Source organism: Achromobacter xylosoxidans A8 (assembly GCF_000165835.1).
Classification (GTDB): Bacteria; Pseudomonadota; Gammaproteobacteria; order Burkholderiales; family Burkholderiaceae_B; genus Achromobacter; species Achromobacter xylosoxidans_B.
In genome coordinates this window covers 5,547,577-5,560,319 of the sequence record NC_014640.1, presented here as the reverse complement: position 1 = coordinate 5,560,319, position 12,743 = coordinate 5,547,577, and the positions used below count along the sequence as shown (strand labels likewise).

Below are 12,743 nucleotides of genomic sequence, written 5' to 3'. Positions count from 1 at the left end.
AATAAATGACATATAAGTTCCGTATCGGCTTGCGGCCGCAGTGGAGCCTGGGCGGAGACGACGACCCGGCGCCCGTACCGCTGCAGGACATGCTGGCGCTGCTGTCGGCGATCGACGCCACCGGCAACATCGCCGGCGCCTGTCGCGCCTGTGGCCTGTCGTACCGGCACGCCTGGGGCGTGCTGCGTCGTTTCGAGGCCATTTTCGGCACGCAATTGCTCATCACCAACCGCCGCCAGGGCACGCAGCTGGCGCCTTTCGCGCAGCGCCTGCTGTGGGCCAACCGCCGCATCGAGGCGCGCCTGATGCCAACGCTGGACAGCATGGCGTCGGAGCTGCAGGAAGAGCTGGAGCGCCTGCTGCCCGAAAGCGGCCCGCACCTGCGGCTGCACGCCAGCCACGGTTTCGCGGTGGAATCGCTGATGCAGCACATGGGCAACCGCAAGCCGGGCCTGGAACTGCGCTACCGCACCGCCATCGAGGCGCTGGCCTCGCTGGAGCGGCACGAGTGCGACCTGGCGGGCTTCCAGGTGCCGCTGGGCGATTTCGAAGCGCCCATCATGGAACGCTACGCGCAATGGCTGCACGCGGACGAATACATGCTGATCCATCTGGCGGTGCGCAATGCCGGCCTGTTCGTCACCGCCGGCAATCCCAAGCAGATACGCGGCATGGCGGACCTGGCGCGGCCCGACGTGCGCTTCGTCAACCGCCAGATCGGTTCCAGCACCCGCTATCTGGTGGGCCTGATGCTGCAGCGGGCGGGGGTCTCGATCAGCGAGGTCCAGGGCTACGAAACCAATGAATTCACCCACATGGCCATCGCCGCGCATATCGCCAGCGGCATGGCCGACACGGGCGTGGGGGTGGAGACGGCGGCCTGCCGCTTCGGCCTGGACTTCATCCCGCTGGTGCGTGAGCGCTACTTCTTCGCCATCCGCAAGTCCTCGCTGGAAACGCCGGCCATGCGCGACCTGCTGTCCATCATGCGCAGTCCCGACTACGTCGGCTACGTCAGCCAGCTGGCGGGATATGACGCCCAGGATACGGGCCGGCTGCAGTCCCTGCAGGAGGCTTTTCCATGAGCGCGGAACGCGATGCGCCGGGATATGATGTCCCCATGAGCAAAGTGATTTTCCTCGCCGATCACCGGACCGGTCCGCTGGCCCCTGCCGTGCCCGGCGAACTGCCGCCGCACGGACAGCCGGCGCTGGACGCGCGCACGCGTCCCCTGCGCGATCTGCGGATCTCGGTCACGGACCGCTGCAACTTCCGTTGCACCTACTGCATGCCGCGCGAAGTCTTCGACAGCAGCTACACCTTCATGCCGCATGCGGCGTTGTTGTCGTTCGAGGAAATCAGCCGCCTGGCCGGCATCTTCACGCAGCTGGGTGTGGAAAAGATCCGCCTGACCGGCGGCGAGCCGCTGCTGCGCAAGCACATCGAGAACCTGGTGGGCCAACTGGCGGAACTGCGCACGCCTGCGGGCCGTCCGCTGGACCTGACCCTGACCACCAACGGCAGCATGCTGGCGCGCAAGGCCGCCGCGCTCAAGAGCGCCGGACTCACGCGCGTGACCGTCAGCCTGGACGCGCTGGATCCGGCCATGTTCCAGGGCATGAGCGACAGCGGCTTCACGCCCGACGACGTGCTGCGCGGCGTCGACGCCGCGGCCGAGGCCGGGCTGGCGCCGGTCAAGGTCAACATGGTGGTGCGGCGCGGCTTGAACGACGGCCAGATCCTGCCCATGGCCGAACGCTTCCGCCATTCCGGCCACATCTTGCGTTTCATCGAATACATGGACGTGGGCAACACCAACGGCTGGAATCTGGCCGAGGTGGTGCCCAGCCAGGAAGTGCTGGACCGCATCGGCGCGGCCTACCCGCTGGAGCCGGTGGCCAGTGGCGAAATGGGCCGCGTAGCCGAACGTTGGCGGTACCTGGACGGCGGCGGCGAGATCGGCGTCATCTCCAGCGTCACCCACGCCTTCTGCGGCGGCTGTACGCGCGCGCGCCTGTCGCCGGAAGGCAAGCTCTTCCTGTGCCTGTTCGCGCACGACGGCTACGACCTGCGCGCCCCGCTGCGCGACGGCGCCAGCGATGCCGAACTTGCCGGCATCATCGCGGGCATCTGGGCGGGCCGCAACGACCATTACTCCGAGCTGCGCGGCCGCAATATGGCCGATCCGGCGCGCAAGATCGAGATGAGCTACATCGGTGGCTGAAGCCTCGCCCGCGATCGCACCCGCAGGAATCGCCGGCTTGATCCTGGCCGGCGGCCAGGGCACGCGCATGAACGGACAGGACAAGGGCCTGGTGGCCCTGCGCGGCGAGCCCATGGTGGCGCACGTCGCGCGCCGCCTGGCGCCGCAAGTGTCGCGCCTGATCATCAGTGCCAACCGCCACGAGGACCTTTATGCCCGGTACGGCGAGGTGCTGCGGGACGGTGAAGCCGAACTCGGCGCCTGGCAAGGACCATTGCTGGGTATCGCCGCGGGCCTGGCCGCGGCGCGGGAAGACGCATGGCTGGTGGTGGTGCCTTGCGACACGCCGTTCCTGCCCCAAGACCTGGCCGTGCGCCTGGTCGGCGCGGCCGAGTCCGCCAAGGCGCCGATGGCATATGCGATGGCCGGCGGGCAGCGGCATTCGGCCTGCATGGCCCTGCGCACCTCGCTATTGCCCAATCTGCTGGCGTACCTGCGAGCCGGCGACCGCAAGGTGGGGCTGTGGCAGGCGAGGGCGGGCGCGGTCGAAGCCTGCTTCGACGACGCGCCCGAGGCCTTCATGAACGTCAACACGCCAGAGGAACTGGCGCGGGCCGAGCGCTACGCCAGCCAGTGACGCAGGTCGTAGTAGGCGACCCTGTCCTGGTCCTGTACTGGCACGTCGGCCGGTAGGCGGGCCAGGCCCGTGGCCCAGGGCAGCGAACTGATCACGCCCGAACCCTGGTGGCCGTACGGCACCAGTTCGGCGCTGCCGTCGTCGGCCAGGCGGCGCTGCACGCGCAGGAATTCCTCGCGGCTGTCCTGGCGCGGATGCTCGGTGCGCAGCGGCAGCTGGCTGGTCGGCGGGAACAGCGTGTCGCGGCCCTGCATGCGGCGCATCAGCGGCGTCACCAGCAGGGTGAACACGGCGTAGGCCGACACGGGATTGCCGGGCAGTCCGACCACGGGCTTGCCGTCGATCTGCGCCAGGGCCACCGGCTTGCCCGGCTTCATGCGCACCTTCCAGAGCGCGAGTTCGCCGCCCAGCGAGGCCAACGCGGGCTTGACCAGATCGCGTTCGCCCACCGACACGCCGCCCACGCTAACCACCAGGTCGCAATCGGCCAGCAGCGTCTTGAAGGCGGCCTGCAGGTCGGCCTCGGTGTCGCGGGCGTGCAGCACGTGCACCGGCAGGGCGCCCATGCCGCGCGCCAGCGCGGCCAGCATGGGGCCGTTGGAGTTGTAGATCTGTTCGGCCGCGCGTGGCTGGCCGGGCAGCACCAGCTCGTCGCCGGTGGTCAGGATGCCCACGCGCAACTGGCCGACGACCCGCACGCGGGCCAGGCCTTGCGAGGCCAGCAACGCCACGTGAGCCGCTTCCAGCACGGTGCCCGCGGCCAGCAACGGCGCGCCGGCCATGGTGTCTTCGCCGCGGCGGCGGATGTGCTGGCCGGGCTTGGGCGCGCGCGAGATTTCCACCTGGCCGTCGGCTTCGGTAGTGTCTTCCTGCATGACGACCGTATCCGCGCCTTCCGGGATCAGGCTGCCAGTGAACAGGCGGATGGCGTGGCCGGGTTTGAGCGGCTCGGGCATTTCGCCGGCATAACAGCGCTGCTGGATGGGCAGGCGCACGCCGGCGCCCCAATCCGCCACGCGCAGGGCATAGCCGTCCATGGCGCTGTTGTCGGCGGGCGGGATGTCCACGGTGGCGTTGAGGTCGGCGGCCAGCACGCGGCTGGCGGTATCGGCCAGGCTCACCTCTTCGCTGCGTTGCAGCGGACCCGCGGCATTGGCCAGCAGGGTCTGGGCTTGATCAAAATCCAGCATGGGTCAGTTGTCTTCTTCGCGTTGCTTGAATTGGGTGGCGAAATTGCAGGGGCGGTGGCTGCTGTCCAGCTGTTCGCGGATGATCTGCGACCAGGCGGTTTCGCAGGCATTGTTGGACCCGGGCAGGCAGAAGATCAGCGTCTGGTTGGCCGAACCTGCAAGGGCGCGCGACTGGATGGTGGAACTGCCGATCTCGGTGTAGGAGATCTGGCGGAACAGTTCGCCGAAGCCGGGGATCTCGCGGTCCAGCAGGGGCATGATGGCCTCGGGCGTATGGTCGCGATGCGAGAAGCCCGTGCCGCCCGTGGTCAGGATCACCTGCACCTCGGGATCGGCGATCCAGTCGCTGATGACGCGGCGGATCTGATAGATGTCGTCCTTGACCAGGTCGCGGCGCACGCACTGATGGCCAGCATGAGCCAGGCTATGGGCCAGCAGGTTGCCGGAGGTGTCGTCGCCCGCGCTGCGGGTGTCGCTGACCGTCAGCACGGCGCAGGCCAGCGAAACAAGGCTTTCGTCGCTCATGGATTCTCCTCTTCTATCTTCTAGACGGTGGTGTCTTCATCCCAGGACTGCGTGCGGTCCTGGTCGGATTGGCGTTGCTCCACCCAGAAGCTGTTGCCGCCCGCGAGGGTTTCGCGCTTCCAGAAGGGCGCGCGGGTCTTGAGCGCGTCGATGATGTACTCGCAGCCGCGGAAGGCATCGCCGCGGTGGGCGCTGGCGGCCGCCACGAAGACGATCTGGGCGTTGCGGTGCAGCGCGCCGACCCGGTGCACGATGACCGTGCCGTCCAGGTGCCAGCGGGCGCGGGCGGTCGCGGCGATCTCTTCGAGTTCGCGTTCGCACATGCCCGGGTAGTGTTCGAGAAAGAGCGTGTCGGTGGGCGTGTCGGGCGCGTAGTCGCGCACATAGCCCACGAAGGTGACGATGCCGCCCACGCCCGGGCCGGCGCTCTCCCGCAGCGCGGCCGTGAGCGCGGCGCCGTCGAAATCGGCTTCCTGGACGCTGATCATGGCGTTCAACCTCCGGTGACGGGTTCGAATACCGCGACCTCGTCGCCCGCCCGGATGGGCGCGGACGGCTTGGCGTGGGTCTGGTTGATGGCCAGCTTCAGGCGCGCGGAGGGCGCCAGCTGGGGGTAGCGTTCGCCCAGCGCGGCAAGCAGCTGCGCGCCGGTGGACTCGGCCTCCAGGGGCCAGGCTTCGGAGCGCTTGCCGACCAGTTCGGCGACGCGCGCGAAGTAAAGAAGATTAATCGTTGCGCCATTCACCGCTTTTTCCTCCTGCCTTGTACTTAAGGCGAACTTGCTCGATGACGATGCCTTTGTCGGCAGCCTTGCACATGTCGTAGATGGTCAGCGCGGCAACGCTGCAGGCCATCATGGCTTCCATTTCCACGCCGGTCTTGTAGCTGGTGCGGCAGGTGGCCAGCACGTCGATGCGATGCTCCGCGTCGTCCAGCGAAAACTCGACGCCGACGAAGGCCAGCGGCAGGCTGTGGCACAGCGGGATGGTGTCGGCGCAGCGCTTGGCGGCCAGGATGGCGGCGACGCGGGCGGTGTTGAGGACCTCGCCCTTGCCCTGGCCCGGCTGGGTCAGGAGGCCGTAGGCGATGGCGTTCATGCGCACGCTGGCGGTGGCGATCGCCACGCGCTCGGTGTCCGTCTTGGCGATCACGTCGACCATGCGGACCTGTCCGGCTTCATCCAGGTGGCTCAAAGTTGGGGTGGGCGTGGACATGGGAATCGGGAGCGATAATTGTTAATGATTGAAAAGGGCGGTCCCGGCTGGCCGGATCGGCCCATCGATACGCCTATGATAGACGAGCAGTGCAGGGGGCGCGATAATCGCGCCTGTAGTCATTAGAAGGACGGAAACGCTCGCCCTTCAATTCGTATCAGGAGACGCGCAATGCCCTTGCGGATGCCCAAGCTTCGGTTCACCCGCCGAGTCGGCAAGATTCTTCTGGGTATCGCGGCATTCGTACTTATCCTTTTCGGGGTTGCCGCCTGGCAGGTCCCCAAAGTGCTGCACAACGTCCTGGTGCAGGACGTCTCCAAGATGATCGGGCGGGACGTCTCCGTCGGCGACATCAGCTTCAATCCCTTCACGCTGACCGTCCGGGCGCGCGATCTGGCCGTGGCCCAGCCCGATTCGCAGACGCCGCTCTTGACGCTGGCCGAGCTGGACGTCAGCGCGGCCTGGACTTCCCTGTTCTGGTTTGCGCCGGTCGTCGATCGAATGACGCTGCGCGAGCCTAACATCGCCATCGTCCGCGAGGACGTCACGCGCTTCAATTTCTCTGATATTCAGCAACGAGTGGCCGAATTGACGGCCGCCCAGCCCGAGGAACCGGCCAAGCCGGACGAAGGGCTGCCGCGTTTTTCGCTGAACAACATGGTGATCGAGAACGGCTCGATCACGCTGGACGACAAGGTCACCGGTCGCAAGCAGGTGGTCGATGAAGTGGGTGTGGGCGTGCCGTTCATTTCCACTTTCGGCTACGCCACCGACATCGACGTGCAGCCGCGCGTGCACTTGCGCATCAACGGCAGCCCATTCGATTTGAACGGTGTGGCGCGCCCCTTCGACAAGGTGCCCTCGTCCACGCTGCGCGTGGCCTTCAATGGCCTGCAGTTGGAAAAGTGGGCGGACGTTTGGCCCATGCCGCTGCCGTTCAAGGTGGAGAGCGCGTTGCTGGATTCGAACCTGCAAGTGGTGTTCGAGCAGCCCAAGGACGCGCCGCCCAAGATCCGCGTGGTCGGCGACCTGGGCTTGCGCCGCCTGGACCTGCGCGACACCACGGGCGCGAACCTGGCCGCCTGGAGCGCGCTGACCGTCACCCGCCTGGAACTGGAGCCCATCGCGCGCCATGCCTATGTGGGCGAGGTGGGGCTGTGGGCGCCGCAGATCCATGTGCGCCGCTACGCCAATGAAAATCTGAACTGGCTGGACGTGGTTGCCGGGCTGAAGCGGCTGGGCGGTGTCGAGCCGACCGCCACGCCGGTGGCCGACAAGCTGCGTAAAGCCAGCGGATTGGATCCTGCCAAGGCGGGAGACAAGGCAGGTCCGGCCGCTGCCACGACCAAGGCCACGCCAGCCACGCCAGCCACGCCGGCCGCGACGGCAACGCCGGGATCCGCCGTCAAGGGCGCCGCTCCGGCAACTGCCGCGGCGAAGGGTGCGCCTTCCGCCCCGGCGTCCCCGGCCGTGCCCGCTGCATCCGCGGGCGCGCCCGCGGCAGCCTCCGCGCCTGCCGCGACGCCATCCGACGCGTCTGTCGCCGCAAACGCTACCGCAGCGGCCAGCGCTCCCGCCACTCCGTCCGCCACGACTCCCGCAGCGCCCGCCACCGCGGACGCCGCAGCCCCCCAGCCGGCGCCCGCGCCGGCGGAATGGAAGGTCGAACTGGACGCCTTCAACCTGCATGAAGGCGAGGTCTACGTCACCGACGCCGTCAGCAAGCTGGACTACGTGATGACCGGCTTGGCCGCGACGGTCGAGGGCGTGGCCCTGCCGCAGGTGCCGGGCCAGCCCATCAATCTGTGGCTGACCATGGACAACAGCACCGACGGCGGCTGGCTGCGCGCCAAAGGGCCGCTGGTCCTCAAGCCGCTGTCGCTGGAACTGGGCGTGCGCCTGGGCAATATCGCGTTGGCGCCCCTGGCGCCGGCCGTGCGCAACGCGGCGCCGATCGCATTGCTGGACGGCCGCCTGGCTGCCAGCGCGCAGGTCCATGTGCAGGAAAAGAACGGCGCGGTGGATGCGTCCGCCAGCGCCGTGCAGGCCGACCTGACGCAGTTCAAGGCCCGCGACGAATCCCTCAAGCCCGCCGTGGACATTGCGCTGCAAAGCTTGCGCGTGACCGCCGACCGCCTGGCCATGGGGCCGGGACAGAGCAACTTTACCCTGGCCGCCGCCGGCATCCAGGGCAACGGCAAGCTGGATCTCAAGGGCGCATTCACGCCGCAGCCGCTGACCGTGAAAACCTCGGTGGACCTGTCCGAACTGAACGTCGCGTCGTTCGCGCCGTACGCCGCCTCCAGCCTGAACGCCACGGTGCGCGCCATCACGCTGGGCGCCAAAGGCAACGCGGAGTTCGCCGCCGCGGCCGGTTCGGCGCCAATGAAGGTCAACTGGAAGGGCGGCGTCGAAGTCACCGGCGTGGACCTGCAGGACCGCGTTAACAAGGACGACTTCCTGAACTGGAAGCGCCTGGGCTTTACCGGCATGGACATCTCGGTGGCGGGCGACAGGATCGGCGCCAAGCTGGGCGATATCGCGCTGGAGGATTTCTACGGCCGCGTGCTGCTCAATGCGCAAGGCCGCCTGAACGTCATGGATCTGGTGGCGGCCCCAGGTCAGGCCGGCGGCTCCATCACCCAGGACACGCAGACGCCCGGCCGCAGCGCCGCGCCGCCGCCCGCGACGCCTGCCGCCAAGGGGGGCGGGGGCATGCCCGATATCTCGGTGAACAGCGTCACCCTGAACCGCGGCCGCATGACCTTCACGGACCGCTTCGTCAAACCCAACTACGTGGCCGAGCTGTCCAGCATCGAAGGCTCGATCACGGCGGTGTCGTCCACCAATCCCCAGCCTGCCAAGGTCAAGGTCACCGGCCGCGTCTACACCACCGCGCCGCTGTCGATCAGCGGCGTGGTACAGCCTTTCGCCAAGTACCTGTCGCTGGACCTGAAGGCCTCGGCCAAGGGCGTGGACCTGCCGCGCTTCAACACCTATTCCGCGAAGTACGTGGGCTACCCGATCAAGCGCGGCAAGCTGTCGGTGGACCTGGAATACAAGATCAAGGACCGCGCGCTGCAAGCCACCAACCATGTGGTGCTCAACCAGCTGACCTTCGGCGACAAGACCAACAGCCCCGACGCGACCAAGCTGCCGGTGCTGCTGGCCGTGGCGCTGCTGAAGGATTCGCGCGGCAACATCGACATCAACCTGCCGATCTCCGGTTCGTTGGACGATCCGGAGTTCTCGGTGGGCGGCATCGTGGTGCGCGTGCTGCTGAACCTGGTGGTCAAGGCCGTCACCTCGCCCTTCAGTCTGCTGGCCTCGGCCTTTGGCGGCGGCGAGGAGCTGTCCTACGTCGAGTTCGCGCCCGGCAGCGCGGCGCTGACCGAGGACAGCCAGCAGCGCATCGACACGCTGATCAAGGCGCTGACCGACCGTCCGGCCCTGAAGATGGACATCAGCGGCCGCGCCGATCCCAAGACCGACATGGAAGGCCTGCGCCAGGCCTGGGTCGACGCCAAGATCCGCGCCGCCAAGGCCGCCGACGTCACGCCGCGCGGCAAGAAGCCGAACCCGGCGGGCGTCGAGGTATCGGGCGCGGAGCGCGCCAAGTACCTGGAAGAGGTCTACGACGACACGGACATCAAGGACAAGCCGCGCAACTTCATCGGCATGTCCAAGTCCGTGCCGGCGGCGCAGATGGAGGAGATGCTGCGCAGCGTGGCGCCCGTGGGCGACGAGCAGTTGCGCCAACTGGCCGATGCGCGCGCGCAGGCGGTTTATGAGAAGCTGCAAGCCCAGGAAGGACTCGCGGATCGCGTGTTCATCGTTGCGCCGCAACTGGACGCGGATGGCATCAAGGACGAGGGGCAACCCTCGCGCGTGGACTTCTCCCTGAAGTGAACCAGGCTGGTCCGGGAGGCGGCGCCCAGCCGCCCCTGCCGGCTTTTTGCCAGGAGATTCTCGATGAATGACCAGGACGCGCACTTCGACAGCCTGCTTCCGCCCTTGCGGCTGAATCGGCGGGGTTTCATGGCCACCACGGTGGCGACGGGTTTTTCGCTGGCGGCCGGGCAGGCCGTGGCGCAGACCGCGATCACCACGGACGCCAACGGTCTGGTGGCCGGCAAGGTGGACATTCCGGTCAAGGACGGCAAGATGCCCGCGTACCGGGCGGCGCCCAAGGGCAAGAAGGACCTGCCGACGGTGCTGGTGGTGTCGGAAATTTTCGGGGTGCACGAGTACATCCAGGACGTGTGCCGCCGGCTGGCCCACCAGGGCTACCTGGCCGTCGCGCCCGAACTGTTCGCGCGCCAGGGCGATCCGTCCAAATACACCGAGATCCCCAAGCTGCAGGCCGAAATAATCGGCAAGGTGCCGGACGCGCAGGTGATGTCCGACCTGGATTCGGCTGCGGCCTGGGCCGCGTCCAATGGCGGCAATGCGGACCGGCTGGGCATCGTGGGCTTTTGCTGGGGCGGGCGCCAGGTCTGGCTGTACGCCGCCCACAACCCGAAGCTCAAGGCCGGCGCGGCCTGGTATGGCCAGTTGGCCGGGCAGCCTTCGGACCTGAAGCCCAAGTCGGTGCTGAGCCAGGTGAATGAGCTGAAGGCGAAGGTGCTGGGGGCTTACGGCGGCAAGGACGCCGGGATTTCGATGGCGGACGTGGACAAGATGCGGCTGGAACTGGCGCAGGGGCCAGCGGCGGCGAAGGCGTCGCGGATCGATGTGTATCCGGACGCGCCGCATGCGTTTCATGCGGATTATCGGCCTTCTTATCGGAAGGCGGAGGCGGAGCAGGCTTGGACGCGGATGTTGGATTGGTTCAAGCAGAACGGGCTTTGAGATGTGTTTCTTTGGACGCGGGTTGGGAATGTAGGCCTACATAGGTAGTTTTTATATCTATGTAAGTGTTCTTTTCTTTGCGTGGGTTTATACGGGTTCGTCGCAGGTTTTCGTAGGTCGCCCGCGACGACGGGCTGCCGCTATCTTGGCCTGTAGCGCTGCTAGAGCTGTGGTCGGGGGCGAGTCTTGGGCTGCCCGTATTAATCGGCCGCGCGGGCGGCCGATTAATACATACGTCATCGTTTTGAGTGTGATTGTGATCGCTGGCGCGAATGCGCCGATTGGATTTCTTCTGGCGTTGCCGTCAGGGGGGAGGGGCGGTGATGGGTGGCGCGCGGCGCGTAGTCGTTTGCGCATGCAGACTACGCCCGCGCGCCACCCATCCAGCGTCGGGGTTCAAGTGGCGATGGAGGAAATGTCAGATCTCGCTCGCGCGTGGTCTGTTGGCGTCGAAGGCCAAATACTGGCACTCCCCCCCATTCCAAACAATGACGGGCGGGAGCGCGAGACATCACGGTCGTCATGGCCACCTGTTGTAGGTGTTCGAACCGATCCTCCACCAGCGCGCAGCGTCATCGTCAATCGCCAGAAACCGCGTAAGCCCCCAGAGGCCGCCCGCGCGGCCGGCCGGGGGCGGGCCCCGCAAGATCCATCGCCAGCCCCCACCGGCGGCGAGAACCCTAAGCACACCGTTCGCCCCCGGGGCCGGGAAGTTTTAGCCAGCAGAGCCAGTTGCGGCGGCGGGCCCAGAGGCGCGGGGCGTCGATAAGCCCGAGGGAATCTGAAGGAAAGGCCGAAGGCCTTGACGAAGATGACGAAGGGGAAGTCCGGAGCGAAGGCTCCGGACCGCAATCGTTGCCCCGCGCCTCTGGGCCCGCCGCCGCGACTGGCGTCTCAAGAACCTGAAGCTTCTGAAACAGAACCTGCTATTGCGCCTTCTCCCCCGGCAACCCATCACTGACCTCAGCCAAAGCACTCTTCATATCCTCGTACTCCATCACCCTCTCGTTCTGAAAGCTACCCAGCACCCCCCGGCATCCATCCACCCCCGAGCGCTTCATCTCCTCCATCATCGTCTTCCCCTGGGCCTGTCCCTGCTGGAACAGCCCGTCATAGCCGCCCGCCGAAAAGCCATACTCCTGCGCATACTGCAGCAGGTTCTTGCGGGACGTGGTCAAGTGCTGGGCCAGGTCGGGTTCGGAGGCGCCGCAGGCGCGGGCGGCGCCGTTGGAGGCGCCGGCGGCGACGACGAAGGAATCGTATTGGGCCTGTTCGGCGGCATCCGGAGCGGCCCAGGCCGTGGCAGCCGAGGCCAGCGTCAGGGCCAGGCCGGTCAAGATCTTGCGCATCGATGACTCTCCGCTAGATGCCCGCCAGCCGGCTGCGCGGCGTGCGCGGGCGGTGATTGCAACCACAACATTATGGCAATCAGCCGTTTCGAACCCGTGTAGGCACGGTATGGAGTCGTTTCAGACTGTGCATCTTTTTTTCCCGGGGGCCTGACGGCCAGCAAGGCGACCGCGCAAGAACTATGATGGAGGCTGTGGGGCGCTCCTGCCCCAGTGCATTGCCCCCATTCCTGGAGATCTACATGACGATCAAAGTCGGCGATCGCGTGCCGGACGGCACCCTGACCGAATTCATCGAAACCGAAAGCGCCGGCTGCTCGCTGGGCCCCAACGCGTTCCAGGTCGCCGACCTGACCCGCGGCAAGACCATTGCGCTGTTCGCCCTGCCGGGCGCCTTCACGCCCACCTGCTCGGCCAAGCACCTGCCCGGCTATGTGGAACAGGCCGCTGCCCTGAAGGCCAAGGGCGTCGATGAAATCTGGTGCGTGTCGGTCAACGACGCGTTCGTCATGGGCGCCTGGGGCCGCGAGCAGAAGACGGAAGGCAAGGTCCGCATGCTGGCCGACGGTTCCGCTCTGTGGACCAAGGAACTGGGCCTGGAGCTGGACCTGATCCAGCGCGGCATGGGCGTGCGCTCGCAGCGCTACTCGGCCCTGATCGTCGACGGCGTGGTCAAGCAGCTGAACGTCGAAGGCCCCGGCAAGTTCGAAGTCAGCGACGCAGCCACGATGCTGTCGCAAGTCTGATCCTACGCAGTTCCTGTTTTACCGCTTA

General features: G+C 67.0%; 12 protein-coding genes. 6 read left to right on the top strand and 6 right to left on the bottom strand.

Translation table 11 applies throughout. The annotated features are described in order from the left end of the window. The first annotated feature begins 5 nt into the window (after positions 1-5). From AXYL_RS25680 to mobA, 3 genes are all read left to right on the top strand, one after another. Positions 6-1,085 (top strand): substrate-binding domain-containing protein, encoded by a 1,080-nt coding sequence (locus AXYL_RS25680; protein WP_013395791.1) that lies wholly within the window; start codon positions 6-8, stop codon positions 1,083-1,085. Positions 1,086-1,120: 35 nt separating this feature from the next. Next, complete coding sequence (gene moaA / locus AXYL_RS25675; RefSeq protein ID WP_041656140.1) at positions 1,121-2,224, top strand: GTP 3',8-cyclase MoaA; 1,104 nt, start codon at positions 1,121-1,123, stop codon at positions 2,222-2,224. Between the two features lie 67 nt (positions 2,225-2,291). Then, on the top strand, positions 2,292-2,840 hold the full coding sequence (gene mobA / locus AXYL_RS25670; RefSeq protein ID WP_413772877.1) for a molybdenum cofactor guanylyltransferase MobA: 549 nt from the start codon (positions 2,292-2,294) through the stop codon (positions 2,838-2,840). Here the strand turns inward: mobA and glp are convergent. Genes glp through moaC form a run of 5 tightly spaced genes read right to left on the bottom strand, consistent with a single transcriptional unit; the run spans position 2,825 to position 5,769 of the window. Further along, positions 2,825-4,030 (bottom strand): gephyrin-like molybdotransferase Glp, encoded by a 1,206-nt coding sequence (glp, locus tag AXYL_RS25665; protein WP_013395788.1) that lies wholly within the window; start codon positions 4,028-4,030, stop codon positions 2,825-2,827. The genes mobA and glp overlap by 16 nt on opposite strands. 3 nt (positions 4,031-4,033) lie before the next feature. Further along, a complete protein-coding gene (gene moaB / locus AXYL_RS25660; protein WP_013395787.1) occupies positions 4,034-4,555 on the bottom strand; it encodes a molybdenum cofactor biosynthesis protein B in 522 nt (173 codons plus the stop codon). A gap of 20 nt (positions 4,556-4,575) precedes the next feature. Beyond that, entirely contained in the window at positions 4,576-5,043 is a 468-nt protein-coding gene (locus AXYL_RS25655; RefSeq protein WP_013395786.1) for a molybdenum cofactor biosynthesis protein MoaE, read from the bottom strand. Between the two features lie 5 nt (positions 5,044-5,048). After that, a complete protein-coding gene (locus AXYL_RS25650) occupies positions 5,049-5,300 on the bottom strand; it encodes a MoaD/ThiS family protein (RefSeq protein WP_013395785.1) in 252 nt (83 codons plus the stop codon). Continuing rightward, a complete protein-coding gene (gene moaC, locus AXYL_RS25645; RefSeq protein WP_041654266.1) occupies positions 5,281-5,769 on the bottom strand; it encodes a cyclic pyranopterin monophosphate synthase MoaC in 489 nt (162 codons plus the stop codon). The genes AXYL_RS25650 and moaC overlap by 20 nt, the downstream gene beginning before the upstream one ends. Before the next feature lie 171 nt (positions 5,770-5,940). Here moaC and AXYL_RS25640 point away from each other — a divergent pair, with 171 nt between their 5' ends. Further along, complete coding sequence (locus AXYL_RS25640) at positions 5,941-9,678, top strand: DUF748 domain-containing protein (RefSeq protein WP_041654264.1); 3,738 nt, start codon at positions 5,941-5,943, stop codon at positions 9,676-9,678. A gap of 63 nt (positions 9,679-9,741) precedes the next feature. Continuing rightward, positions 9,742-10,620: a dienelactone hydrolase family protein gene (locus AXYL_RS25635; protein ID WP_013395782.1), complete on the top strand. Its 879-nt coding sequence runs from the start codon at positions 9,742-9,744 to the stop codon at positions 10,618-10,620. A gap of 926 nt (positions 10,621-11,546) precedes the next feature. Here AXYL_RS25635 and AXYL_RS25630 read toward each other — a convergent pair. Further along, entirely contained in the window at positions 11,547-11,969 is a 423-nt protein-coding gene (locus AXYL_RS25630; protein ID WP_013395781.1) for a hypothetical protein, read from the bottom strand. A 242-nt stretch (positions 11,970-12,211) separates the two neighbouring features. Here AXYL_RS25630 and AXYL_RS25625 point away from each other — a divergent pair, with 242 nt between their 5' ends. Continuing rightward, positions 12,212-12,715 carry a peroxiredoxin gene (locus AXYL_RS25625; RefSeq protein WP_013395780.1) on the top strand — a complete coding sequence of 168 codons (504 nt, stop codon included), beginning with the start codon at positions 12,212-12,214 and terminating at the stop codon, positions 12,713-12,715. Positions 12,716-12,743: the final 28 nt, after the last annotated feature.